This is a genomic window from Salarchaeum sp. III, from assembly GCF_036418315.1.
In the GTDB taxonomy this organism is placed as follows: domain Archaea; phylum Halobacteriota; class Halobacteria; order Halobacteriales; family Halobacteriaceae; genus Salarchaeum.
Map to the genome: position 1 here is coordinate 164,821 of NZ_JAZHPG010000022.1, position 24,976 is coordinate 189,796.

General features: G+C 67.9%; 25 protein-coding genes and 2 tRNA genes. 20 read left to right on the forward strand and 7 right to left on the reverse strand.

The features are described from left to right. Window positions 1–10: 10 nt before the first annotated feature. Window positions 11–2,254, reverse strand: coding sequence for a DUF2298 domain-containing protein (locus tag U3A55_RS06150; RefSeq protein WP_330990597.1), 2,244 nt, complete (start codon window positions 2,252–2,254; stop codon window positions 11–13). 220 nt (window positions 2,255–2,474) lie between these two features. Between U3A55_RS06150 and U3A55_RS06155 the strand changes: the two genes are divergently transcribed. Together U3A55_RS06155 and U3A55_RS06160 are read left to right on the forward strand one after the other, a co-directional pair. Continuing rightward, window positions 2,475–2,918, forward strand: coding sequence for a TRAM domain-containing protein (locus U3A55_RS06155; RefSeq protein ID WP_330990598.1), 444 nt, complete (start codon window positions 2,475–2,477; stop codon window positions 2,916–2,918). Then, window positions 2,915–3,373: a Tfx family DNA-binding protein gene (locus U3A55_RS06160; RefSeq protein ID WP_442978276.1), complete on the forward strand. Its 459-nt coding sequence runs from the start codon at window positions 2,915–2,917 to the stop codon at window positions 3,371–3,373. Before U3A55_RS06155 ends, U3A55_RS06160 begins: the two co-directional genes overlap by 4 nt. Here the strand turns inward: U3A55_RS06160 and U3A55_RS06165 are convergent. Then, window positions 3,370–4,362 carry a mannose-1-phosphate guanylyltransferase gene (locus U3A55_RS06165; RefSeq protein WP_330990600.1) on the reverse strand — a complete coding sequence of 331 codons (993 nt, stop codon included), beginning with the start codon at window positions 4,360–4,362 and terminating at the stop codon, window positions 3,370–3,372. The genes U3A55_RS06160 and U3A55_RS06165 overlap by 4 nt on opposite strands. A gap of 124 nt (window positions 4,363–4,486) precedes the next feature. Between U3A55_RS06165 and U3A55_RS06170 the strand changes: the two genes are divergently transcribed. Genes U3A55_RS06170 through U3A55_RS06180 form a run of 3 tightly spaced genes read left to right on the forward strand, consistent with a single transcriptional unit; the run spans window position 4,487 to window position 6,463 of the window. Beyond that, window positions 4,487–5,419: a replication factor A gene (locus tag U3A55_RS06170; protein WP_330990601.1), complete on the forward strand. Its 933-nt coding sequence runs from the start codon at window positions 4,487–4,489 to the stop codon at window positions 5,417–5,419. Next, window positions 5,420–6,013, forward strand: a complete 594-nt coding sequence (locus U3A55_RS06175) for an RPA family protein (protein ID WP_330990602.1) — start codon at window positions 5,420–5,422, stop codon at window positions 6,011–6,013. It begins immediately after the preceding gene. Window positions 6,014–6,058: 45 nt separating this feature from the next. Then, window positions 6,059–6,463, forward strand: a complete 405-nt coding sequence (locus tag U3A55_RS06180) for a CopG family transcriptional regulator (protein ID WP_330990603.1) — start codon at window positions 6,059–6,061, stop codon at window positions 6,461–6,463. On the opposite strand, the gene U3A55_RS06185 is transcribed toward U3A55_RS06180, so the two are convergent. Continuing rightward, a complete protein-coding gene (locus tag U3A55_RS06185; RefSeq protein WP_330990604.1) occupies window positions 6,460–6,915 on the reverse strand; it encodes a DUF5814 domain-containing protein in 456 nt (151 codons plus the stop codon). The two genes, U3A55_RS06180 and U3A55_RS06185, sit on opposite strands and share 4 nt — an antisense overlap. A gap of 81 nt (window positions 6,916–6,996) precedes the next feature. Between U3A55_RS06185 and U3A55_RS06190 the strand changes: the two genes are divergently transcribed. Together U3A55_RS06190 and U3A55_RS06195 are read left to right on the forward strand one after the other, a co-directional pair. Beyond that, window positions 6,997–7,119 carry a hypothetical protein gene (locus tag U3A55_RS06190; protein ID WP_330990605.1) on the forward strand — a complete coding sequence of 41 codons (123 nt, stop codon included), beginning with the start codon at window positions 6,997–6,999 and terminating at the stop codon, window positions 7,117–7,119. 45 nt (window positions 7,120–7,164) lie between these two features. Beyond that, window positions 7,165–7,237: transfer RNA gene (locus U3A55_RS06195), tRNA-His, on the forward strand. 147 nt (window positions 7,238–7,384) lie between these two features. Here the strand turns inward: U3A55_RS06195 and U3A55_RS06200 are convergent. After that, on the reverse strand, window positions 7,385–8,539 hold the full coding sequence (locus U3A55_RS06200) for a CBS domain-containing protein (protein ID WP_330990606.1): 1,155 nt from the start codon (window positions 8,537–8,539) through the stop codon (window positions 7,385–7,387). Between the two features lie 79 nt (window positions 8,540–8,618). On the opposite strand from U3A55_RS06200, the gene U3A55_RS06205 reads away from it, so the two are divergent. From U3A55_RS06205 to U3A55_RS06220, 4 genes are all read left to right on the forward strand, one after another. Next, window positions 8,619–8,984, forward strand: coding sequence for a cupin domain-containing protein (locus U3A55_RS06205; RefSeq protein WP_330990607.1), 366 nt, complete (start codon window positions 8,619–8,621; stop codon window positions 8,982–8,984). A 97-nt stretch (window positions 8,985–9,081) separates the two neighbouring features. Beyond that, window positions 9,082–11,058, forward strand: coding sequence for a prolyl oligopeptidase family serine peptidase (locus tag U3A55_RS06210; RefSeq protein ID WP_330990608.1), 1,977 nt, complete (start codon window positions 9,082–9,084; stop codon window positions 11,056–11,058). Window positions 11,059–11,086: 28 nt separating this feature from the next. Then, a complete protein-coding gene (locus tag U3A55_RS06215; protein ID WP_330990609.1) occupies window positions 11,087–13,147 on the forward strand; it encodes a DEAD/DEAH box helicase in 2,061 nt (686 codons plus the stop codon). A gap of 66 nt (window positions 13,148–13,213) precedes the next feature. After that, window positions 13,214–13,354: a rubrerythrin-like domain-containing protein gene (locus tag U3A55_RS06220; RefSeq protein WP_330990610.1), complete on the forward strand. Its 141-nt coding sequence runs from the start codon at window positions 13,214–13,216 to the stop codon at window positions 13,352–13,354. On the opposite strand, the gene U3A55_RS06225 is transcribed toward U3A55_RS06220, so the two are convergent. Next, the gene (locus U3A55_RS06225) at window positions 13,351–15,276 is read right to left on the reverse strand and encodes an SLC13 family permease (protein WP_442978277.1); all 1,926 of its coding nucleotides are present in this window, start codon (window positions 15,274–15,276) and stop codon (window positions 13,351–13,353) included. The genes U3A55_RS06220 and U3A55_RS06225 overlap by 4 nt on opposite strands. Window positions 15,277–15,337: 61 nt before the next feature. Between U3A55_RS06225 and U3A55_RS06230 the strand changes: the two genes are divergently transcribed. Continuing rightward, window positions 15,338–15,410: transfer RNA gene (locus U3A55_RS06230), tRNA-Pro, on the forward strand. A gap of 90 nt (window positions 15,411–15,500) precedes the next feature. Further along, window positions 15,501–16,301 (forward strand): group I intron-associated PD-(D/E)XK endonuclease, encoded by an 801-nt coding sequence (locus U3A55_RS06235; RefSeq protein WP_330990614.1) that lies wholly within the window; start codon window positions 15,501–15,503, stop codon window positions 16,299–16,301. Here the strand turns inward: U3A55_RS06235 and U3A55_RS06240 are convergent. Further along, window positions 16,298–18,499, reverse strand: coding sequence for a thermonuclease family protein (locus tag U3A55_RS06240; protein ID WP_330990615.1), 2,202 nt, complete (start codon window positions 18,497–18,499; stop codon window positions 16,298–16,300). The two genes, U3A55_RS06235 and U3A55_RS06240, sit on opposite strands and share 4 nt — an antisense overlap. A 100-nt stretch (window positions 18,500–18,599) precedes the next feature. On the opposite strand from U3A55_RS06240, the gene U3A55_RS06245 reads away from it, so the two are divergent. Genes U3A55_RS06245 through U3A55_RS06270 form a run of 6 tightly spaced genes read left to right on the forward strand, consistent with a single transcriptional unit; the run spans window position 18,600 to window position 23,758 of the window. Further along, on the forward strand, window positions 18,600–21,215 hold the full coding sequence (locus U3A55_RS06245) for an ATP-binding protein (RefSeq protein WP_330990616.1): 2,616 nt from the start codon (window positions 18,600–18,602) through the stop codon (window positions 21,213–21,215). Further along, window positions 21,216–21,497: a DUF7854 family protein gene (locus U3A55_RS06250; RefSeq protein ID WP_330990617.1), complete on the forward strand. Its 282-nt coding sequence runs from the start codon at window positions 21,216–21,218 to the stop codon at window positions 21,495–21,497. 35 nt (window positions 21,498–21,532) lie between these two features. Next, the gene (locus tag U3A55_RS06255; RefSeq protein ID WP_330990618.1) at window positions 21,533–21,871 is read left to right on the forward strand and encodes a DUF7855 family protein; all 339 of its coding nucleotides are present in this window, start codon (window positions 21,533–21,535) and stop codon (window positions 21,869–21,871) included. Continuing rightward, a complete protein-coding gene (locus U3A55_RS06260) occupies window positions 21,868–22,608 on the forward strand; it encodes a DUF7856 family protein (RefSeq protein WP_330990619.1) in 741 nt (246 codons plus the stop codon). Before U3A55_RS06255 ends, U3A55_RS06260 begins: the two co-directional genes overlap by 4 nt. A 32-nt stretch (window positions 22,609–22,640) precedes the next feature. Continuing rightward, window positions 22,641–23,102, forward strand: coding sequence for a DUF7857 domain-containing protein (locus U3A55_RS06265; protein WP_330990620.1), 462 nt, complete (start codon window positions 22,641–22,643; stop codon window positions 23,100–23,102). After that, window positions 23,099–23,758: a nucleotide-binding protein gene (locus U3A55_RS06270; RefSeq protein ID WP_330990621.1), complete on the forward strand. Its 660-nt coding sequence runs from the start codon at window positions 23,099–23,101 to the stop codon at window positions 23,756–23,758. Before U3A55_RS06265 ends, U3A55_RS06270 begins: the two co-directional genes overlap by 4 nt. Here U3A55_RS06270 and U3A55_RS06275 read toward each other — a convergent pair. After that, on the reverse strand, window positions 23,740–24,570 hold the full coding sequence (locus tag U3A55_RS06275; RefSeq protein WP_330990622.1) for a transcription initiation factor IIB: 831 nt from the start codon (window positions 24,568–24,570) through the stop codon (window positions 23,740–23,742). The two genes, U3A55_RS06270 and U3A55_RS06275, sit on opposite strands and share 19 nt — an antisense overlap. 171 nt (window positions 24,571–24,741) lie before the next feature. Here U3A55_RS06275 and U3A55_RS06280 point away from each other — a divergent pair. After that, the coding region (locus U3A55_RS06280) for a DUF7858 family protein (protein WP_442978278.1) at window positions 24,742–24,976 on the forward strand (235 nt) is incomplete at its 3' end.

The following is a 24,976-nucleotide window of genomic DNA, read 5'->3' on the forward strand; positions in this document are numbered from 1 at the left end:
AGAGCAGTGGTTAGGGGCAGGTGTCGCGGACGGCCTCGCAGGCACGGTCGGCGTCGATTTCGTAGATGGTGACTTGCTCGTTCTGGTAGGCGACGGTGACGCCGGTGCGGTTCTCGTAGATGCTGGGGCCGTAGGCCTCGCGTTCGTTCGGGCCGTAGTAGACGTACTGGACGTCGTGGTAGTCGAGGAGGAACGCGGCGGAGCGCCAGTTGGCGTCCAGCATGTAGGCGGCGTCGGTGGCGCGGGTGGTGTAGGCGTCGACGCCGCGATAGCCTTCCTCGTGGGTCCAGCCGGCGACGGTGGGAATGCCAGTAAGGCTGGAGGGCGCGTTGACCCACGTGTAGGTGGTGCGGCCGGGTTTCGAAAGGAGCGTCGGGGTGCCGTCGACGTTGTCGTTGAGCCAGTCGATAGCGGCGGCTTCGTGGGGGTGGTGAGTTTCGGCGTAGCGGGTGCCGTCGAGGCTGGGTTGGTCCCCGGCGAGAGTGTGGTGCTGGACGAGCGCCGCGGCGGGGAAGACGGCGGCGGCGAGCAGGAGGACGGTGAGGGCGAGCGCTGGCGCGAGCGCGCGGGCGGTACGGAGCGGTGGGGCGGCGGACCGAACGCGGGTGGCGGCGCGTTCGAGAACGCCGGCGGCGGCGACGGCGGCCCCGATTCCCCAGAGCACCCAGACCTGCATCGAGACCTTGTAAACGGTGTTCCAGCGGGGGACGGCGGGGCTGAAGGGATAGACGCGGGCGTACGCGAACTCGACGGCGAGGACGAGTCCGGCGCCGGCGACGAGGAGCACCAGCCAGAACGCGGGGGTGCGGCGGCGGAGGACGTACCAGCCGACGGCGAGGAGCGGGCCGACCACGAGCACGGCGGCGAGGTCGAGCGCGAGCAGGACACCCGCGAGGACGACCGCGAGCACGCCGAGGGCGAACGAAATTCGGGGGTTGGGGAGCGGGAGGTCGTAGCGGCGGACACCGAGCGCGAACGCGGCGAGGAAGACTCCGTAGGCGAGGAGGAGCGGGCCGAGGGCGGTGCGCGGCGGGAGGAAGCCGACGCCGCGGTTGACCGGCGTGTGGAAGAGGAGGAAGGGCGCGGCGACGAGCACCGCGAGACCGGCGACGCAGAGGGCGCCGGCGACGGCGCTTGCGTACCGCGCGAGTTCGTTCGCGAGCGGTGAGGCGAAGCGGCGTGGACTCGGGGTGTGCGGGGAGAACGCGAGCGCGAGCGCGGCGAGGCCGATAGTCGTGGGGAGGCCCCACGTGTTGACGAGCGTGAGGAAGCCGCCGGCGACGCCGAGGCAGGCGAGGCGGACGAGGCGGGCGCGCCCGCGAGTTCGGAAGACGGTGTAGGCGAGCGCGGCGACCAGGACGAGGAAGGGCGCGGCCACGATGTGCGCGTGCAGGTCGCCGTTGAGGTACGCCCAGAACGGCGAGACGGTCAAGGTGCCTTCGATGACGTAGCGGCCGAGCCAGTACGACCAGTCGGCCGCGACCGCGTCGACGGCCTCCGGAATCGTGGTTCGGATGCCGGTGAAGGCGAACGCGGCGTGATCGGCCGCGAACTCGGGTGCGAGATTCGCGAGCAGGAAGCGGACTGGCGTAGCGAGCGTGCCGGCGAGACCGACGAGGAACGCGGCGAGGCCGCCGGCGAGCGTTCCGTTCCGGCCGGCGTGCGTCGCGGCGGCGCGCGCGAGGCCGAACGCGCCGGTGACGAGCGTGGCGTAGAAGGTGGGGAGCGCGAGGTTGTACGCGACGCTCGGCGTGACGCCGGTGAGGTGGACGAGCGTGGCGGTGGCGAGCTGCGCGCCGTAGTAGTAGCGGAGGCGTTCGCCCGCGAACCACACGTCCTCCGGCGGGAGGTAGTCCGCGCGCAGGAGGACGTTCAGGAGGCCGAAGTCGAGGAACTTCTCGCCGCCCGCCGGGTGGATTCCGGGGTCGTACGCGCGCACGACCACCAGAAAGGTGAACGCGAGCAGGAAGACGGCGAGCGGGAGGCGGACGCGGGCGAGGCGGGGGCGTCGCCACCCCCAGAGTGCGACGCCGGCGAGGACGAACACGCCGGCGGCGGCGAGGCTGACGAACCGGCCGTAGGCGAGGTGGCCGAGCCAGTACGCGAGGACCGTAACGGTGGCGAGGGCCGTCGCTGGCGCGAACGACGCGCCGCTGTCGGGGAATCCGCGGAAGACGCGGTCGGCAATCGGGAGGGCAGCGGCGGCGAGCGCGAGGACGACACCCAGCCACGCGACGACTGGGACGAACTCCACGCCACCTCGGTTGTCCGGCGCGTGTATGAGTCTTGTGCTCGTGTCAGGAGACAGTCCGAACACGGGCGGGGCGAGGGAGCGCGGAAGCGGAGCGGGGTGGGGGCGGCGGCGTGGGGCGGTTCTTTTTCCCACCAGGTTTTTGCAGACGAGGCGCAGAGCGCCTCGTCTCGAAAAAGGTGGGTGAGGAACGCTTTTAGCGCGTCCGCTGCCAGTATAGGGTATGGCCGACTGTCCAATCGCGGACGAGTGCCCGGGCTTCTCGGAGCGGATCGAGGGGATGGGGTGTCAGTATTACGGGGACCGTGGCGGGAAGGAGTGGTGTAACAACTACAATCAGCCGATAGAGGAACTCAAGACGGCGCCGGTGGTTCCGGGGGAGGAGATCGTCATCGACGTGGAGGACATGCACGAGTCGGGTGCTGGTGTGGGGCGGCACGAGGGCACGGGGTTCATCGTGATGGTGGACGGCGTGTTGCCGCCGGCGCGGGTGCGGGCGGAGGTGACGAACGTGAAGTCGAACTACGCTCGCGCGGACCTCATCGAGAAGCTTCCCGACGAGGAGGGCGAGGTCGAGGACGCGACAGAGGTGGACACGGAGGGCCGCGAGAGCGAGGAAGAGGATGATCCGCGGCTGGGGAGTCGGGAGAACTTCTGGGGGAGTTGAGCGACGCGGACGACCTCCTGGCGCGCGCGGGGTTCGACGCGTCGGAGAGCGTGTTGACGCGGCGGCAAGCGGAGGTGTTGGCGTTGCGCGAGCGTGGGGTGGCGCAGGCGGATATCGCGGAGTCGCTCGGCACGTCCCGTGCGAACATTTCGAAGGTGGAGGCGGCGGCGCGGGAGAACGTCGCGAAGGCGCGGGAGACGGTGGCGTTCGTGGACGCGCTTCGGGCGCCCGTGCAGGTGGAGGTCGAGGCGGGCACCGACCTCTACGACGTGCCGGACGCGGTGTTCGACGCGTGCGACGAGGCGGGTGTGAAGGTCGCGTATTCTGGCGTTGATATGATGACGCGCGTGAGCGAGGCGGCGGGGGACGCGGTCGTGGGGCGTGAAGTGCGGACGACGGTTCTCGTCGGTGTGTCCAGCGAGGGCGACGTGCGGGTGCGGGTCGCGCCGGACTAGAACAGGCCGCTGTCTCTGAGTTCGTGCACGGCGTCGCGGACGCGCTGGGTCTCCTCGCGCGGGACGACGAGCACGCGGTCGTCGTAGGCGGCGACGACGAGGCCGTCGACGCCGATGGTGGTGACGTGTTTGTCGTCGCTCGCGAGCACCGAGTCCGTGGTGTCGATTGCGAGCGCGTCCCCGAGGACGGCGTTCGCGTCGCTGTCGGTGTCGAGGACGCGGGCGAGCGCGTCCCACGACCCGAGGTCGTCCCAGTCGAAGCCCGCGGGCACGACGACGGCGTCTTCGGTGTGCTCCATCACGGCGTAGTCGACGCTCACCGACGCCACGGCGTCGAAGCCGCGCTCGGGGTTGCCCGTGTCGAGCGCGTCCACGAGCGGGCGGAGCGGGCCGTCGCGGGCGGCTGCGAGGAAGTTCTCGGGCGTCCACGCGAACATGCCGGCGTTCCAGAGCCAGCCGCGCTCGACGTACTCGCGGGCCGTTTCGACCGCCGGTTTCTCGTGGAACGCGGCGACGTCGCGGTAGCCGTCGTGCTCCGCGCCGGGTTCGATGTAGCCGTAGCCGGTCGCGGGTCGCGTCGGTTCGACGCCCACGGTCGCGAGATAGCCGTCGCGGGCGGCGTCGAGCGCGGTTCGGGCGGTCGGTTCGAAGTCGCCGTCGACCCGGTGGTCGCTCGGGAGGCAGAGCACGGCGCACGCGCCGACCTGTTCGCGGACGCGGTGTGTCGCGTACGCGAGTGCGGGACCGGTGTCCTTCGCCGCGGGTTCGACGAGCACGCCGGCCTCGGGGACGATGTCGCGGACGCGGTCGGCGTACGCCTCGCGGGTCGCGACGTAGACGTGGTCCGCGAAGCCGACGCGGTCGGCCGTCCGGCGGAGGAGCGAGCGCTCGCCGTCGAGTGCGAGGAACTGTTTCGGGCGGTCGCTCCGACTCGCGGGGTACAATCGGGTGCCGGTGCCGCCAGCGAGCAGGAGCGCGACAGTGTCCATACGCCGCCCTCTCGCGCCGTCCCCTAAACTCTACTTTCACCCTGGTTGACGAGGGTTTATAGGGAAAGACGGCCTATCCACGGGTGTCTCCCATCGAAAACACACGCGGAGACAGGAACCAACGATGAGCGACATACAGCAGACAGCGAGCGACCTGTACGAACAGTTCTCGGACCACGTCGACGTCACCGAAGACGAGATAGAGGAACGCCTCGACAGACTCGTCTCCGAGTACAAAGTCCCCCTGAGCGAGGCGCGTCGGAGCGTCGAGAGCCACTACCTCGACGAGGCCGGCCTCGAACGCGACGACATCGGAAGCCGCGGCGGGAACGAGACCGTGCAGGTCGAGGACGTGGACGAAGCGGAACAGTGGGTGGACATCACGGCGAAGGTCGTGGACCTCTGGGAGCCCCGAAGCGACTCCGTCGGCCAGGTCGGCCTGCTCGGCGACCCGACGGGCACGATCAAGTTCACGAAGTGGGCGAAGTCCGACCTCTCCGAACTCGACGAGGACACCGTGTACCGGTTCGGGAACGTCGTGACCGACGAGTACCAGGGCCGGTTCTCGGTGAAACTCAACCGCACGACCACCATCGAGGAGCTCGACGAGGACCTCGAAGTCGGCGACAACGCCGAGACCGTCGACGGCGCGCTCGTGGACATCCAGTCCGGGAGCGGCCTCATCAAGCGCTGCCCGGAGGAGGACTGCACGCGCGTCCTCCAGAACGGCCGGTGCAGCGAGCACAGCGAGGTCGAGGGAGAGTTCGACCTCCGCATCAAGGGCGTGCTGGACGACGGCGAGGACGTCCACGAAGTCATCTTCAACGACGAGTCCACCGAGTCCCTCACGGGCATCGGCCTGGAGGAGGCGAAGCAGATGGCGAAGGACGCGCTCGACACGACCGTCGTCGCCGACGAGATGCGCGACCGCGTGCTCGGTCGGTACTACCGCGTGAGCGGGCCGACGCTCGGCCGGTACGTGCTCGCGAACGACATCGAGGAACTGTCCGCGCCGGATGATGCCGAAGCGGTTCTCATCAAAGCGAGGTCGATGTAAATGAGTCAGAGTGCCCCCACGCGCGAGGTCGCCCGCCGCGTCTTCGCCACCGAGTTCAACGACGCCACGTTCACGTTCAAGGAATCCGACGACGAGCGCGCGCCCGTCTACAGCCTCCTCCCGACGGGGGAGCAGGCGAACCGCGTGTTCATCGTCGGCACGCTCACCGAAACGGAGGACGTGGGCGAGGACTCCGAGTACTGGCGCGGCCGAGTCGTCGACCCGACCGGGACGTTCTTCGTCTACGCCGGCCAGTACCAGCCGGAAGCCGCGTCCGCGCTCCGCGACCTCGACACGCCGAGTTACGTCGCTATCGTCGGGAAGCCGCGGGCCTACGAGACCGATGACGGGTCCGTGAACGTCTCCGTGCGGCCCGAATCCATCACCGAAGTCAGTTCCGACGTGCGTGACCGCTGGGTGGTGGAGACGGCCGAACGAACCCTCGAACGCGTCGAGGCGTTCGAGTCCGAGGGTAACGAGTACGCCCGCCGCGCGGAGGAGGAGTACGACCTCCCGCTCTCGCGGTACACCGAAGGCGCTATCGAAGCCCTGGAGAGCCTCGACGAGGAGGAATCGGTCGAACAGCCCGCCTAGCGCGGGGAATCAGTTAAGTAACTGGACGCGCCAGTTACGCGGGAGATGGGGAACAAGAACAAGACCGTCTCGTTCCGCGTGAACGAGGACACGTTCGACGCCCTCCGCGACATCGCGGAGGAACGCGACCTCTCCCTGTCGGCCGTCTTCCGCGATTACGTCGACCAGCTCGTCGCACACGACGGGAAGGTCCGCGTCGTCCCGGAGGACGAGACGACGGAGGTCGAGTCGGAGTTCCCGCCGACAGTCGAGGTGTCGAAGAGTTTCGTCCGCGAGCACGAACGCCTCGAACTCGAAGCGAAACACCTCCGCGACCAGCTCGACGAGCACAAACAATACATCTCCCAGCTGCGCGCGGAGCTCGAGGGCCGCGACGATGTGGAGGACGTCGTCCACCTCGACGACCTCGACGACCTCGACGACGAGGACGAGCCGTTCCAGCTGGGTTAGCCGGAGAGTTCGCGTTTCTTCTCGCCCGCGCGCCGCTCAGCTTCGGGGTTGCCGTCCACGGCGGCGAGTTCTTCGACCGCTTCGAGCGTGCGGACGGCGTTGTCGAGGAACGAGTACACGTCGCCCGGATACGCGTACACCATGTAGTCCTCCGTCATCACGTCCACGATGGCTTCGGGGTCGAGACCCTGCGCGCGGAGTTCGAGCACGTACTGGATGAACTTCCGCTCCGGATGCCCGCAGTACGGGTTCGACTCACAGTTGCAGTCGAGGAAGTCCTTCGCGAAGTCGAGCACGCGCTCCTGGGTCGCCTCGTTCAACTGGTCGAGGTTGCTCCCGCTGAACAACACGTCCAGCGTCGCGCCGTGGAACGCGCCTTTCGGGAAGTTCGCGTCCAGCTGCGACACCACCTGCCGGTGGTTCTTCACGTACACCTTATCCGGGAACGCCACACTCGCCCTATGGCGGAACGAGCAAAAAGCGTGTTGTCTCCCGGCACAGGGTTTTCGGAGCTCCACTGACTCGTACCAAGTATGGCGACCACGGAGTACGTGCAGTGTCCGACCTGCGGGTGGACCGGGCGCGCAACCGATCTCGACGGAACGGGCGACTCCACCGCGTGCCCCGTCTGCGACACCGCCGTCACACCCGGCTGATTCGTAACGCATATTTGCACACGGCGACTATCCGGGAGTGCAGTGTCCGGGTTGGGGTAGTGGACTATCCTTCAGCCTTGTGGAGGCTGAGACGCGGGTTCGATTCTCGCACCTGGACCGTTCCAATTTCTTATGCTTTTCCGAGTCGGCAGGGAGTCGCGTAGGAGTTTCGGACTGTACCGGTGACCCCCGATGACGAAGAGCAGACCGTCGACCTGGAGGACGTCATCGAGGAGAACCACGGACTGGGCGTGGAGTTGGACGACTAGGCGCGCAGCGACGGCGACTGGGCCTTCCGGCCCGTGTTCTGGATGATGTTGAACGCGGTCATCAAGTCGGTTCGGGAGACCAGTCCGACAGTGTCGCCGTTCACGTCCACGACGATGAGGCGGCCGACGCCGTGTTCCTGCATCGATTCGAGCGCGGTCATCGCGTCGTCGTACTGCGGAATCGTGTACACGTCGTTCGTCATCACGTCGCCGACCGTGTAGGCGTCCCGCTCGACTTCCTTCACGCCGCGCGCGTCCTCCAGCGTGACCATGCCGACGACCTCGCCGCGTTCGACGACGGGGTAGCCGGTGTGGCGCTCGTCGAACATCCGCTCCATGAGTTCGGCGACCGTGGTGTCCTTCGAGACGGTTTTCAGGTCGCTCTCGGACGTCATCACGTCCGCGACGGTAACGCCCTCGAAGGCGGCGTTCATCGTGGTTCGCTGGCTCTCGCTGGACGCGCCGATGTAGATGAAGAAGGCGATGAGGATGAGGAAGAGGTTCGCGAACAGCCCGACGATACCGAGAACGATGGCGAACAGCTTCCCGACCTCGGCGGCCATCTGGGTGGCGCGCGCGAACGGCCGGTTGCGGGCGAGGAGCGCGCGGAGGACGCGCCCGCCGTCCATTGGGAACCCGGGGAGGAGGTTGAACGCGGCGAGCGCGAAGTTCATCAGCGCGAGGTAGCCGAACACGAACCGAACGAGGTCCAAGCTCGGCGGGAAGAGCGTGAGCACGCCCCAGGAGAGCGCGCCGAGCACGATGCTGACTAGCGGTCCGGCGATGGCGATGGAGAACTCGTGCTTCCAGTCCTCGGGTTGCTCGCTGAGGCTGGCGATGCCGCCGAGTATCCAGAGCGTGATGGAGTCGATGGGGTAACCGTACCGTATCGCGACGAGGGAGTGGCCGAGTTCGTGGAGGACGACGCCGGCGAACAGGCCGACGGCGGCCGCGAGGCCGAGGTACCATTCCCGGTTGCCCTGCGTGAGCACGGCCTGGTCGAGGCTGGTGCCGAACACGCCGTTGAGGATGTTCACCCACTGCCCGACCTGGGTGCCGATGACCCACGCGAGGAGTGGGAGGATGAGGAGGAACGTCAAATCGACCTTGATGGGAATGCCGAACGCGCTCCCGATCTTGAAACTGCGCATACCCATGACGTGGGTCGACGCGGGTTTAAATTCCGGTGGCCGGCGAAGGCTTTACTCCCGGGACCGCGAACCTCCGAGTATGACGAATCCGGTGGTTCGACGCGCGGACGACGTATCGTACGAGACCGTTGACGCCGCAGAGGGGATGCGCAAGGGCGTACTCGTCGGGGAGGACGAGGGCGCGCCGAACTTCGCGATGCGGCGGTTCGTGCTCGACGCGGGCGCGAGCGTCCCCGAGCACACGAACGAGGTCGAACACGAGCAGTACGTGCTCGCGGGCGAATACACGGTGGGAATCGGGGGCGAGGAGTACGTGGTGTCGGCGGGCGACAGCCTCCTCATCCCCGCGGGCGTCGTCCACTGGTACGAGAACGACGGCGACACCGAGGGGTCGTTCATCTGCGTCGTCCCGCACGGGGAGGACGAAATCAATCTCGTTGAGTGAGGACGGCCACGGGGTCGGACGCGCGCTGCCCGAGCGGAGGCGAGTTCGGGTTGGCCGGCTTCCCGGGTTTTTTGGTGGGCGGTTGTCGAGTAGTGGCATGGATTCTCCGGAGACGCGGAGGGACGCGGTCGTGGAGGAGTTGCACGGCGAGCGCGTCGAGGACCCGTATCGATGGCTGGAGGGCGACGGCGACGAGGTGGCGGCGTGGACGGAGCGGCAGAACGAGTACGTGGATTCGGTGCTGGACGACGACGTGCGCGAGGCGCTGGAGCCGACGTTCGAGCCGTTGGCGGACGTTCCCTCGTTCGGGTCGGTGACGGCGCGTGGCGGCCGGGCGTTCCAGTCAGTGCGCGACGCGGACCAGGAGCGCCCCGTGTTGACGCTCCGCGCGGGCGGCGACCGGACGGTGCTCGCGGACCCGAACACGTGGGCGGACGAGGCGTCGATGGACTGGTTCACGCCGTCGCCGGACGGCGAGCACGTCGCGTACGGCGTCGCGACGGGCGGAAACGAGCAGTACGACCTCCGAATCGCGGACGTGCCGTCGGGCGAAGTCGTGCACGAAGTCGCGGAGGTCGGGCGAACCAATCCGGGGATGTTCGCGTGGTCCGACGACGGCTTCTACTACGTCGCCACCGGGGGGATGGGCGAGCAGATGGCGAAGGAACTCCGCCACGAGACCCTCGCGGGCGACCGGGCGGTCGTCGGGACGCACGACGACCAGCACGTCTGGCCGGGGTTGGACGCCCACCGCGGCCGTCTCGTGGTGTCGTTCAGTGAGATGAGCGGCGGCACCGAACTCGCGGTGCTGAACGACGGCGAGTTCGTGACAGTGTTCGACGGCGGAGACGCGGCGGCGGACGTGTCGTTCGCGGGTGACGACGCCTACGTCCGCACCGAGAAGAACGCTCCGCGTGGTCGCGTGCTCCGCGCCGACGCCGACGACTTCCTCGCGGGCAACCCCGACTTCGAGACGGTGGTACCGGAGGGCGAGGGCGTCGTGCGGAGCGTCGCAGTGGCCGACTCGCACCTCGTAGTGCACGAACACCGGGACGCGCACTCCCACCTCGCGGTGTACGACCGAGCGGGCGCGCCGGCGTTCGACGTACCGCTCCCGGACTACGTGAGCGTGGACGGCCTCGACGCGGACACCGACGCGGCCGAGTGCTACTACCGCGTGCAGTCGTTCGGCACGCCCGCGACGGTGACGCGCTGCGACCTCGACGCGCGGGAAACGGAGACGCTCGACGCCCCACGCCTCGACACCGAAGTCGACGTGGACGTGACGCAGGAGTACGTCGAATCGACGGACGGCGCTCGCGTCCCGGTGTTCATCGCACACGCCCGTGGAACCACGCCGGACGCGGAGACGCCCGCGGTTCTCTCCGCCTACGGCGGCTTCCGCATCAACCGCACGCCCGCCTTCTCGCGGTTCCGCCTGCCGTTCCTCGCGGACGGCGGCGTGTTCGTGCAGGTGTGCGCGCGCGGCGGGTCGGAGTTCGGCGAGGAGTGGCACGAGGCGGGGATGCGCGAGCACAAACAGCACACGTTCGACGACGTCGTCGCGGCCGCGGAGCACGTCGTCGACGAATCGTACACGTCCCCGGAGAAGCTCGGTGTCGTCGGCGGGAGCAACGGCGGACTGATGGCGGGCGCGGTGCTCACCCAGCGCCCCGACCTCTGGGGAGCCGTGGTGTCCGCCGTTCCGCTGCTCGACATGCTGCGGTTCCACGAGTTCCTGCTCGGCGAGTCGTGGACCGTCGAGTACGGCCACCCCGAGGACCCAGAGGCGTTCGAGTACATCCGCGAGTACTCGCCCTACCACAACGTCGAGTCCCGGGAGTATCCGCCGACGCTGTTCACGACGGCCGTCGGAGATTCTCGAGTGCATCCGAGCCACGCGCGGAAGATGGCCGCGCGCCTCCAGTCGGAGGGCCGGGGCGGGCCGTTCCTCTGCCGGACGAAAACCGACACCGGGCACGGAACCGGGAAGTCGATGTCGATGGCGGTGGAGGAGCAGCTCGACCAGTGGACGTTCCTCTACGGGTTCCTCGGCGTGGAGGCGAACCCCTGAAATAGCCGGCGGGAGTAGGACGGGTATCGTGGCGACGCAGGTTCAGGGCGTGGATACGTTGTTCTTCCACGAGGTCGGCGACGAGTACCTCGTGGTGGCGGAGCGGGACGGGGAGCGACTGTTCCGCGCGAAACTCGAACTCGCGGAGAAGGCGGCGGGTCCGCGGCCGGTGAAGTTCCGCGTGAAGGACGGGTCGTCGGAGGACCCGCGGCCGCCGGACGAGTTCGTCGAAATCGCGCGGCGAGCGACCCGTATCCGCATCAGTCAGCAGACCCGGCGCGGGAAGCGCGAGGAACTCCGGGAGATGCTCTCCGGGTACCAGCTCGAGGAGAAGGCGAAGGCGGTGCGGACGTGTCGGTACTGCGCGAACCAGGGCCGGTATTCGCCCATCACGACGGACACCGCCATCGAGGCGGACGGCGAACACATCTGTCGGGACTGCGCGAAGCAAGAACTCGAACGCGAGCTGGCGTTCAACGGCGACCTCACGGGCGCGGCGCAGGACCGCCTGGAAGACCTCCTGATGGAGGTGCAGGACCTCGACCGCATCACGAGCCTCCTGCAGGGACAGCTCGACCCCGACCTGACGAAGTTCGACGAGATAAGCGCGAACACGGACGACATCGACCCCGTTCCAGTGAGCGACCTGGACATCCATCCGGGGATGCGCGAGCGGCTTCAGGACCGATTCGACACGCTCCTTCCGGTGCAGTCGCTCGCGGCGAAGAACGGGCTGGCCGAGGGCGACGACCAGCTCGTGGTGTCCGCGACCGCGACCGGGAAGACGCTCATCGGGGAGATCGCGGGCCTCCACCGGCTACTCTCCGGGAAGGGGAAGATGCTCTTCCTCGTGCCGCTGGTCGCGCTCGCGAACCAGAAGCACGAGGACTTCGAGGACGACTACGGCGACATCGCGAACGTCAGCATCCGCGTCGGCGCCTCGCGGATTCGGGACGACGGCATGGCGTTCGACCCGAACGCGGACATCATCGTCGGCACCTACGAGGGTATCGACCACGCGCTCCGCACGGGCCGCGACCTCGGCGACATCGGCACCGTCGTCATCGACGAGGTGCACACGCTCCAGGAGGAGGAGAGGGGGCACCGATTGGACGGCCTCATCAGTCGCCTGAAGCACTACTGCGAGCAGCGCGAGCAGGAGCGCGCCGAGTACGCGGGCGCGCAGTGGATTTACCTCTCGGCGACGGTCGGGAACCCCGGCGCGCTCGCACGGGGGCTACGGGCGAATCTCGTGGAGTTCGAGGAGCGCCCGGTCCCCATCGAGCGACACGTGACGTTCGCGGACGGCCAGGAGAAGCCGCGAATCATCAACAAGCTCGTGCGCCGCGAGTTCGACAAGGAGTCCTCGAAGGGCTACCGGGGGCAGACCATCGTGTTCACGAACAGTCGGCGGCGCTGTCACCAGATAGCGCGAAAGCTCGACTACCCCGCGGGCGCGTACCACGCCGGCTTGGATTACGGGAAGCGCAAGAAAGTCGAGCGCGAGTTCGGCGACCAGGACCTCGCGGCCGTGGTGACGACCGCGGCGCTCGCAGCGGGCGTGGACTTCCCCGCCTCACAGGTGGTGTTCGACTCGCTCGCGATGGGAATCGAGTGGCTCAGCGTGCAGGAGTTCGAGCAGATGCTCGGCCGCGCCGGCCGCCCGGACTACCACGACCGCGGGAAGGTGTACATGCTCGTCGAACCCGACGGCGTCTACCACAACTCCATGGAGATGACGGAGGACGAGGTCGCGTTCAAACTCCTCAAGGGCGAGATGGAGGACGTCGTCACGACGTACGACGAGACGAGCGCCATCGAGGAGACGCTCGCGAACGTCACGGTCGCGGGGAAGGGCGCGAAACGCCTGAACGACCGCATGATCGGCGAAATCCCGACGAAGCAAGCGTTGGGTCGACTCCTCCAGTACGAGTTCATCGACGGGTTCAGTCCGACGCCGCTCGGCGAGGTGGTGACCTCGCACTTCCTCGAACCCGACGAGGCGTTCCAGATGCTCGACGGCATCCGGAAGGACCGCACGCCGTTCGAGATTGTCGCGGAACTCGAACTGTACGGCGAAGACATCTAGCGTCTCTAACTATATTCTAGGGGTTTTAGGGACGAACGTAAACCGCACTATGTGAAACGTTATCTCATGCGACCGAGTGACAGTGCGGGCGGGAGTGGCGTGTTCGAGTGCTTCTCGTGCGGCGCTCGCGTGTCCGCGCCGTCCGGCCGCACCTGCAGTGAGTGCGGCGGCGAACTCAACAACATCGGCGCCCCGCGGGATTTCTAGACCCCCCAGAGAACCGCGATACCGCCGACAGTGACGAAGGAGAGGAGGAACTGGAGGGGCGCGCCGACGCGGAAGAAGTCACTGAACCGATACCCACCGGGTCCGTAGACGAAGAGGTTCGTCTGGTAGCCCACGGGCGTCATGAACGCCGTCGACGCGGCGAACATCACGGCGAGGATGAACGCGAACGCGTTCGACCCGACCTGCTGGGCGGATTCGACGGCGACCGGAATCATCAGCACGACCGACGCGTTGTTACTGATGACGTTCGTCAAGAGAGCGGTCGCGACGTAGAACACCCAGAGCACGCCGATAACGGGAAGGAACTCGCCCGTGCTCGCGACGGCGTTCCCAAGGAGCTCCGCACCGCCCGTCTGCTCGATGGCGATGCCGAGCGGGATGACGCCCGCGAGCAGGAAGATGACGTTCCAGTCCACCGAGTCGTACAACTCGGGCGGCTTCAACACGCCCAGTAATACCATCGCCACCACGCCCGCGAGCGCCGTGGTCACGATATCGAACGTCGGAATCCCCGACAAAACATCGAGGACGGGAACACCCGAGAAGACGCCCCACGGCATCGACGCGAACCCGATAACGCCCGCGATGATGGCGACCGCGTGCGGAATCTTCTCCGTCCGGTAGTCCGGGTCCTCGGGTTCGTGCGCGACGATGAAGTCCCGGTTCTGACTCAAGCGGTCGAGGCTTCCCGTCGTCGCCTGCACGAGCAGCGTGTCACCGACCTTCAGCGGCGTATGGTCCATGCGCTCCCGGACGAGTTCGCCCCGCGACCGGAACGCGAGCACGTTCACGTCGTAGCGGTCCCGGAACGTCGAACTCGCCAGCGTCTCCCCGACGAGCGCGCTCCGCGCCGGAATAATGACCTCCACCAGGCCCTGCTCTTCTTCTTCCTGCTCCAGTTCGTCCCCCGTGATGGCGCCCACCAAATCCAGGCCGTCCACGTCCATCAAGCGCTCCAGACTCGTGCGGTCCGTCCGCACCTTCAGCAGGTCTCCCTGCCGCAGCGTCTTCTTATCGAGCGGCTCGACGAACGACTCGCCGTCACGGTCTATCTGGAGGATATCGAAATCGAGCGGCGTCTGCTGACCCACGTCCTCCACCGTCACACCCACGACCGGCGAATCCTCCCGCACGACGACCTCCGTCAAGTAATCCTCCAACTCGTACTCCTCCACGTAGTCCTCATCCGGGAGGATGCGCTCCGGCAGCAACCGATACCCGACCGTCATCAAGTACACGACACCGACCACGAGCACCACGGCCCCGAGCAGCGTGAACTCGAACATCGAGAACTCCCGCAACCCCAACCCCGCGTACTCCGGCTGCTCCGCCAGCCGCGCCGCGATATCGCTCGCCAAGATGTTCGTCGACGTCCCGATGAGCGTCAACATCCCACCCAACATCGACGCGAACGACAACGGAATCAACAGCTTGGACGGACTCGTCTTCCCCTCATGCGCCAAATCAGAAATCACGGGCACCAGAATCGCCACCACCGGCGTGTTATTGATAAACCCCGACACCGGCCCCGCAACCCCCACCGTCGCCGCCAACTGCCGGAACGGGTCGTCACCCGCGAAATCAGCCAGCCGATTCCCCACCCGCTGCACCACCCCCGTCCGACTAATCCCCGTCGACAAAATCAGCATCGCCAACACCGTAATCGTCGCCGGACTCGAAAACCCAGAAATCCCCTCCCGCGCCGAAATCCGCGTCCACGGCTCCAACACCATCAACAACACCATCACCAGAATCGCCGTGACATCCACCGGCAACGCCTCCGTCGCGAACAACACCAACGCCAACCCCACCACCGCAAACACCACCACCATATCCACCGACAACCCGAACGGCAACGCTAGAGGACAGAGAGACATACACCCCGCTACGGTAACCCCCAATAAGAAACCACTCGCCACGCAACGAAACGCTTTACCGCCACCGACGGCAAGAAACAGACGCGGGACCGTGGGGTAGCTTGGCATCCTTCAGCGTTTGGGACGCTGTAACCCCGATTCAAATTCGGGCGGTCCCACTTCTCTACGATTTCTTTCGACAGGGACCCGGATGTGACTCAGCCATATAGTCAATAAAGACTATATTGTATTTGTCGTATAGAATGAGCATGGAGACGCACCAGAAAGGCGACTTCACGGAGGCCGTCGTCATCGCCGAGTTGAAGCGACGGGAAATTCCCGTCTCGATACCGTTCGGGGACAACGAACGGTACGACGCGGTGGTTGAAACGCCCGAAAGCGAGTTTCTCCGCGTGCAAATCAAAACGGGCTGGCTCGCGGACGGCGTCGTGCAGTTCCACGGGAAGAGCCAGCACACGAACTCGCGAGGGAACACGTACAAGGAGTACGACGGTGACGTGGACTACTTCGCGGTCTACTGCCACGACCTCGAAGAGCTGTACTGGATCGGTGAGAACGAGTTCGAAACGTCACTCGCACTCCGGGTAGAGGAACCGATGGTCACACAACCCTCGATAAATTGGGCGTCGACATACGAGTTCGACGAGCGGTGGCCGCCGGAGAGCAACGGGGAGGAGACGGGTGGTGTAGTAGAGCGGACGGTGGCGGAGTTGCGGGGGCGTGGGGTGCGTGTGTTCGAGGCGGGTGCGGACGAGGCGTACGACGTGCTCTTGGCGTATCCGGACGGGGGGTTCGCGCGGACGAGTGTTCGACCGGGGTCGGTGACGGAGGGGCGTGTTCGGTTCGATACGGGTCGGACGCGAGCGCCCGGGGCGGACGAGGTAGACCTCGTAATAGTCGCGTGTGAGGCGTTGGAGGACGTGCTCGTCGTGGAGCGGGAGGCGTACGAGAAGAGTATGAGTTTTCGCGTCGAGGAGCCGGGACAGCGCCATCCTGGGACGAATCTCGTCGCGGAGTACGCGTTCGGTGCGCGGTGGCCGGTGGGTTAGTCGGCGTCGAGGCGGTCGCGGAGGGCGTAGGCTGTGCCGCCGATGACGCCGGTGGCGGCGGTGAGCGCGCCGAATCCGGGTGTGGAGCCGGAGGTGGTCGTCGTCGGTTCGGTGGTGGTTGGGTTTTGGTCGAGGGTGGCGGTGCCGTCGTAGGCGGTGAAGAGGCTGTCGGGGCCGGGGAAGACCGTTGTGGTGGGGTAGGCGTCGTTGTCGTCGACGTTGTGGTCGGGGTCGGTGATTGTGCCGGTGGTGAACGCGAGGTCGGTGTCGAGAGCGGTCGCGAGGGAGTTCTGGCGGGCGGTGGCGTTCCCGGGGGCGGCGGCGCTCCCGAGGAAGATGACGGCGCCGCCGTCCGCCTGGAAGGACTGGAGGGCGTCGAGTTCGCCGTCCACGAGGTCGTCCGCGGGGGCGGTGACGAGGAGCGCGCTCGCACCGTCGAGGACGCCGGAGGTGTAGTCGTTCACGCCCTCGATACCGTGGTCGACGCCTTCGAGGTAGCGCTGGTAGGTCTGCGCGCTCTCCGCGGAGACGCCGTAGGAGGCGTCGAACTGGCCGTGGCCGCCGTCGATGGCGAGGTAGCCGTCGCGCTCCGAGAGCGCGGTGGCGAGGTTGGTGAGGAACGCGTAGTTCCCGTAGGACGTGGCGTCGTCCGCGAGGTCAAGGAAGCCGTAGTCGTCGGCGAGGAACGTGCTCGCGACGAGCGCGACCCGGTTTGCGGGGTCGGCGGCGGCGAGCGGCGCGTCGGCGCGGGAGGTGGACGAGTGGGCGGCGACCACGACTGACTCGGCGGGAACCCCGCCGCCGGTGGCGGTGAGCGGGACGGCGTTCGGGAACGCGAGCGACTCCACGGGGACGTTGGCGAGCGTCGGACTGTCGTCGGGGTCGCTCTCCGTCCAGACGCCTGTGCCATCGGCGCGCGCGTCGAGTTCCGCCTGGACGAGCGCGTCGTGGCCGGCGTACCCGGAGTCGTAGACGCGGCCGTGGCCGGTTTCGACAACAGTCTCCGACCAGTTCGTGTCGTACTCGCCGGTGTCGTCGGCGTCGTAGTGAACGCTGGCGAGGAGGCGGCCGTACGGCCCGCGAACGCCCTCGTTGGGGTCGAACGCGAACTCGACCGTCTCGTCGGCGAGCGTCTCCTCCGCGAGCATGGACGCGTTCGCACCCCACTCGGCGAGGTAGGGGTACTCACCGTCAACGTCACGACCGTCGGGTTCGTCGGCGAGCCCCTCCCACTCGTAGGGGTTCTCCGCGTCCGCGTTCGCGGCCGTCTCCGGCGTGTCGATGCCGAGGATTCGGATGGTTTCGGTCGCGCCGCCGTCGAGTTCCACGTCCACGGTGTCGCCGTCGGCGACGTTCGTCACGGTCGCGGTGTAGCGCTCCCCGACCTCGAACGTCGGGCCGCTGTTGATTCCCTCGCGGGGCGCGAAGTAGGGGAGACCGGTGTTGAACTGGTCGGTCCGGACGACGTACGGCGCGCCCGCGTTGTGGTCGGGGTCGACGATTTCGGTGTCGTTAAAGCGGAACGCGAGGTCGAGCGCGTTCGCGATTTCGTTGAGTTCGTCCGTCCGGTCGTAGCCGCCGTAGTCGGCCTGGTGGTGGAGGAACACCGCGCCGCCGCGGTCGCGGAACGACCGGACAGCGTCGAGTTCGGCGTCGGAGAAAGCGTCCGGGGACGTGACGACGACGGCGTCCGCGTCCGGGAGGTCGGCGGCGAGGCTGGTCGGCGACTCGACGGTGTAGCCGTTCGACTCCGCGTACGACTCGAAGCGCGAGAACTTCGAGAGCTCGTAGTACTGGCCGTGGCCCTCGTCCCAGAGAACGGTACCGCCGCCGACGTGCTCGTCCCAGACGTTCAGGAGGAACTCGTCGTTCCCGGACGCGAAGTCCGTCTCGTCAGTGGCGAACGGCGCTCCCAGTCCGACCACGGAACCGTCGACGGCGACGAGCGGCGGCCGACTGTTCGGGTAAGGCACGGTGTCGCCGTTCCCGTCCTCGTCGACGGCGGTCGCGCTCTCGTGCGCCCAGACCGCGACGTGGTCGTCGGCGAGTCCGGAGTTCATCGAGTCGTCGAGGAGGGCGCTCGTCGAGTCGAAAACGAGCGGCCGAATCGTTTCCTGAGGGAGGGCGGTGGCGTGGCCGGCGGTCGCGGCGGCGGCCGTGCCGGCGACAGCGGTCTTGAGGAAGGCGCGACGGCGCATATCGACCACTGACGAAATGGTCGGAAAAAGATACCTATGATGTCTATATAGTCGGAGTGTTGGGAAGGTTCTTACGCGAGTACGCCCTACCCCGGAGAGAATGGCGCAGTCCCAGGACCAGGAACTCACGGAGCGCTTCGAGACGTTCTTCCGCCGGTACTACAGCGACGAGGTCGGCGCGCTCGCGCGGCAGTACCCGCGGGACAAGAAGTCACTCGTGGTCGACTGGGACGACCTCTACCAGTTCGACCCGGACTTCGCGGAGGACTACGTCCGCCACCCCGACCAGTTACAGGAGGCCGCGGAGGAAGCGCTCCGCGTGTACGACCTCCCCATCGACGTGTCGCTCGGCCAGGCGCACGTTCGCGTGCGCAACCTCGGCGAAACCACGGAAATCCGGAGCCTGCGCGCCGAACACATGAACACGTTCGTCGCCGTGCAGGGTATCGTCCGGAAGGCGACGGACGTGAAGCCGAAGATTCAGACCGCCGTCTTCGTCTGTCAGCGCTGCGGGAGCGAGCAGCACGTCCCGCAGGGCGACGGCGGCTTCCAGGAACCCTACCAGTGCGAGTCCTGCGAACGCCAGGGCCCCTTCCAGCTGGACTCCGAGAAGTCCGAGTTCGTGGACAGCCAGAAGCTCCGCATCCAGGAGAGCCCCGAAGGCCTCAGCGGCGGGGAGACGCCGCAAGCCATCGACGTCCACATCGAGGACGACATCCCGGGCCGGGTGACGGCGGGCGACCACGTCACCGCGACCGGCGTCCTCCGCCTCGACGACTCGAACACCGACGACGACTCCCCCGTCTTCGACCACTACATGGAGGGGTCGTTCATCGAAATCGAGGACGAGGAGTTCGAGGACATGGAAATCAACGAGGACGACAAGGAGGACATCGTCGAAATCTCCCAAGACCCCGAGATTTACGAGACGATGGTCGACTCCATCGCGCCCTCCATCTACGGCCACCGACAGGCCAAACTCGCGATGCTCCTCCAGCTCTTCTCCGGCGTCACCAAACACCTCCCGGACGGCTCCCGCATCCGCGGCGACCTCCACATGCTCCTCATCGGAGACCCCGGAACGGGGAAGTGCGTCGACGGAGACACTCGCGTAACTCTCGGTGACGGCTCCGAGCGCCGGATTCGAGACCTCGTCGAGGAGAACCTCGACGACCCGAAACCCGTGGACGACGGCGTGTGGGACGACGCGGACATCCCCCTTCCGTCGATGGCCGCGGACGGCAGGCTCACCGAGCGCCGCGCCACCCGCGTCTGGAAGCGCGAAGCCCCCGAGCGGATGTATCGAATCCGAACGGCGAGCGGAACAGAACTCGAAGTCACGCCGTCACATCCGCTTTTCGTACGAGAGAGTACGCAACCGACTGCGAAACGAGCGGACCGACTTGACTGCAGATGCGAGGTAGCTGTTACACCACGCACTGCCACAGATGGCGGAACGGTCTCCGCCGAAACACGGAGTTCCGAATCCAGGAAGGTTTCGTGGGAGCGCATCGAATCCATCGAGACCGTAGAACCCAGCGAGGAATGGGTGTACGACCTCGAAGTCGAGGGAACGCACACGTACCTCTCGAACAACGTCGTCTCGCACAACTCCCAACTGCTCTCCTACATCCGTCACATCGCGCCGCGGTCGGTGTACACGTCGGGGAAGGGGAGTAGTTCGGCCGGTCTCACTGCGGCCGCTGTCCGCGACGACTTCGGTGACGGCCAGCAGTGGACGCTGGAGGCGGGCGCGCTCGTGCTCGCCGACCAGGGTATCGCGGCGGTGGACGAACTGGACAAGATGGCACCGGACGACCGCTCGGCGATGCACGAGGCCCTGGAGCAACAGCAGATTTCGGTGTCGAAAGCGGGTATCAACGCCACCCTCAAATCGCGCTGTAGCCTGCTCGGGGCGGCGAACCCGAAGTACGGGCGGTTCGACCAGTACGAGCCCATCGGGGAGCAGATTGACCTCGAGCCCGCGCTGGTGTCGCGGTTCGACCTCATCTTCACGGTGACGGACAAGCCCGACCCCGAGGAGGACTCTCGGCTCGCGCGCCACATCCTCCAGACGAACTACGCGGGCGAGCTGAACACGCAGCGGTCGAAAGTGTCGTCGAGCGAGTTCAGCGAGGCGGAGGTCGAAGAGCAGACAGAGGAGGTCGCGCCCGCCGTCGACCCCGAAATCCTCCGGAAGTACATCGCGTACTCGCGGCGGAACGTCTACCCGACGATGACCGAGGAGGCCCGACAGGCCATCGAGGATTTCTACGTCGACCTCCGCGCCGAGGGGCAGGGCGAGGACGCGCCGGTTCCCGTGACGGCTCGCCAGTTGGAGGCGCTCGTGCGACTCGCGGAAGCATCTGCGCGCGTCCGGCTGGCGGACGAGGTGACGCAGGAGGACGCGGACCGAGTCATCGAAATCGTCCGCTCCTGTCTGCAGGACATCGGCGTCGACCCGGAGACGGGCGAGTTCGACGCGGACGTTGTGGAGACGGGACGGTCGAAGACCCAGCGCGACCGCGTGAAGAACATCCGGAGCATCATCGGCGAGATTCAGGAGGAGTTCGAGGAGGGTGCGCCCATCGAGGAGGTGCTCGACCGCGCGGAGGAGGTCGGGATGGAGGCGTCGAAGGCTGAACACGAGATAGAGAAGCTCAAGCAGAAGGGCGAGGTGTACCAGCCGAGCCAGGGCCACCTCAGGACCACGTAGATGGACCGGATTAGCGCGCTCCGGAACGTGGAGGACGCCCTGTCAGCGTACGAGGATGGCGACCTCGACCTGGAGGGGATGGAGGAGCGCGTGCTGGGCGTGCTCCGGACGTACGCGACGGAGTTCGAGGCGGAGTCCGCGCTGGCGGCGTACCGGGCGCGTGGCGACGCGCGAGCGGACGGCCTGGTCGTCGTCGCCGAGTCAGCGGACGAGGCGCGCGAGCGCGTCCGCGACCTCCTCGACGCGGAGGACGCCGAGTTCGACCTCGAACACGTCGGATAGTAACTTATTTTAACTCTAGTTTCCTATAGAAGTTAGTGTTGCTCGTGGTGACGTACTCCCGGGGCGCGCGGCAGACGCTCCGGACGATGTGCGGGACGTACGACGAGACGGTCGTGCGGCGGTTCGGGCGCGCCGCGCTGTTCGCGGAGACCGAACTCGGGGCGTTACTCGCGCTCCGCCTCCGCGCGAAACACGCCGGCGACGTGCAGGTCGAACGCACCGAGCCGTGGAACGAGTTCCGGGACGCACCCGAACGCGTCCGGGACGCCGCGTCGGCGTACGAATCCCGAGATACCGCAAGCACGCCCTACGCGAAGTTCCGCGCGGGAACCGACCACCCGACCACCGACGCGTTGCGGGACGCCGAGCTGTGAGGCTCGACATCGCGGGGGCTCGCGTCCGGGGACTGGCGGTCGACCTCCGCGGCCGCGATATCGACCCCAACCCTCTTCTCGCCGCGATACGCGACCCGCGAGACGACCGCGTGCGCTGCCGGCGTCCCGGTCCCGCGCACGCCCACATCGGGTATCTCGGCCCGAAAACGCCCGCACCGGACGCGACGGTGCTCGCGGCGGTCGCAGCGTCCCGCGGACTCGAACCCGCGGCGGGCGCGCCGCCCGCGGACTCGGCGGCCGAGCGGCGCGCGGTCGCGGCGGCGACGGCGGACGTGGTGGCGCTCCGGGAGCGCGTGGAGCGCGCGAGCGGCCGACTCGAAGCCCTCCGCGACCTCGATACCGACACCGAAGAGGCCGCGGCCGACCTGCGGCGCGCGACGCTCGAACTCACCGACGCGGAGACGGAGCGCGTCGCCGCCGAACAGCGCCTCGACGCCGCGGAATCCCGGTTGCGGCGCGAACGTAACGCTCGCGAGTCCGGCCTGCGACGGGCGGACGCCCGACACAACCACCCCGAACGCGCGGCGGCAGCACGCGCCGCGCTCGCGCGACCGCTCGTCGACCGGGCGCGCGCGGCGGTCCCCGACTGGAAGGCGAACGCGCTCGCCGCCGCCCGCGCCGCCCGCACTCGCGCACCCGTCATCGTCGAGAACGGCCCGTTCCGCCGGGCCGCACAAGCCGCGGCGTGCCTCGGCGCGCCCGTCGTGCTCCTCTAACTTCAAGTAGGAATCCGCGGCCAACGAGGACCATGAATCACGACGCCCGAACCGTCGAACGCGGGGACGTGACGCTGGTCGCGGTGCTCGTCGAGAACACCACCGACCGCGAGCGCGGCGTCCGCGTGACGAACCTGCTCGACGGGCCGGTGTGGCCGCCGCGAACGAACGGCGTCCCCGACGACGGCTGGAGCGAATCGGGCTACGAGGGCGTGCTCGCGCCCGGCGAACGCCGCGGCGTCGGGTACGCGACGCCCGCGCCGCCCGCGCCGAACCCGGTCCGCGTCGACCCGCTCGAACGAGCGCCGGCAGCGACACCGAATCCGGACCCGGTACGGGACCTCCCGGACCCGCGGCCGCCCCGGGACGCGCTCGGTTCGTCGGTGCCGGCGGCGGTGACGGACTGGCTGGACCGCGTGGAGTCGCGCGGCCGGCCGACCGAGAGGGAGCGGGACGTGCTGGAGCGAGCGGCGCGACTCCGGGAGGACGCGTGATTCTCGCCGTCTGCGGCGGGAAGGGCGGCGTCGGGAAGTCCACGGCGGCGTTCAACCTCGCGGCGCTCCTCGAAGCGGTGGTCGTCGACGGCGACCTGGCGATGGCGGACCTTCCGACCGCGCGCGGCCCCGACTTCCACGACGTGCTCGCAGGCCGCGCGAGCGCCGTGGAGGCGGTGCGCGAGGACGGGGCCGTTCGGATTCTCCCCTGCGGGCGGTCACTCACCGGCGCGCGAGCCTGCGACCTCGACAGCATCGAGACCGCGCTCGCGGCGGTCGAAGACGAGTACGGCGATGTCGTGGTGGACTGCCCGGCCGGGCTGAACGCGGCGGTCGGCGCGCCGCTCGCCGCCGCGGACGCGTGCGTGCTCGTGACGACGCCCGCACCGGCGGCGCTCGCGGATGCGCTCAGGACGAGGGCTCTCGCGCGCGAACTGGACGCCGGCCTCGCAGTGGTCGCGCTCAACCGAGCGAGCGGAGAGGGCCGGGAGTCGTACGAGCGGACGTTCGGCGGGCCGGTCGTGCGAGTGCCGGAGCGGGAGGAGGTGGTGCTCGCGGGAGCGCGCGGCGTTCCTGTGGTGCTGTCGCGGCCCGACTCGCCGGCGAGCGCGGGGTTCCGACGGCTCGCGGCGCAGGTTCAGTCCAGTGCGCGGTAGGTGCTGCGGAGCGTGACCGGCGTCACGTCGGCGACCGCCGCGGCGTCGGCCTGCGTGACGGCGTGCTCGGTGTCGCGCGCGGCGGCGTAGAGGCAGGCGGCCGCGACGCCGCTCGGGTTCTTCCCGCCGACAGCGAAGTCGTCGAGGAGGCCGCGGGCGCGACGCTCGAGCGCGGGCGGGAGGTCGAGTTCGGTGGCGAACCGCGGGAGGTACTCGCGGGGGTCGATGGGGCCGACGGGGAGGCCGAGGTCGCGGTTCATCGCGGCGTAGGCGGCGCGGAGTTCGTTCCGGTCGGCGCGCGCGACCGCGACGACCTCGCCGACGGTGCGGGCGACGTTGTTCGTGCGGCAGACGGCGTAGACCGCCGCGGCGGCGAACCCTTCCAGGCTGCGGCCGCGCAAGAGGGATTCGTCCTGCGCGGACGAGAACAGCGCGCACGCCTGGTCGCGCACGCTGTACGGGAGCGACAGTTGGCCGACGACACGGCGGATTTCGGTGAACGCGTACACCTTGTTTCGGTCCGTTTTGGTGGCGATGCGGGCGCGGTCGTGCTGGCGGCGCATCCGCGCGAGACGGCGTCGTTTTCGCCCCTTCACCCGCGTACTGTGGCCGATTTCGGTGGAGAGCCCGCGGTCGTGCCGGGAGCGCGTGAGCGGCGCGCCGGTGCGTTCGCGTTCGTCGGCGTCGCACGCCCGCCACTCCGGCCCGCAGTCGAGGGGGTCGTCGGCGACGACCAGCCCGCACTCCGTGCAGACGGTCTCGGTGCGTTCGGTGGTGAGCGAACCCTGGCATTCGGGGCAACTTCGACTCATCACTCCACGCTTGGCCCCACACGACTATTTAAACGAGCGTGGAATCAGGGGTTCGGCCCCCGAACCGGCGGGAGGAACGTCCCGGTAACCGTGGCGTTCGGACGAGATGCGACGCAGTCGTCGTATTTTCCCGGGAAAGAATTATGTACGAAAGTGATAGAGAGTGACGGTATGGCGCTGTCGGACATCGCGGCGGGACTGGAGGTGACGACGACCCAGCGCGAGCGCGGGCCGACGACCGTCGACGGGACCGAACGCGCGCTCACGGACCGCCTCGTGCCGTTCGCAGCCGACCTCCCGTGTGACGCGGCGACCGCGGCGGCCCTGCTCGACGCGTACTCCGCCGGCGGACGCGTCGAGGACGCCGCGCGCGCCGCGGGACTGGCGCCGGTGGCGGGCGCGAAGG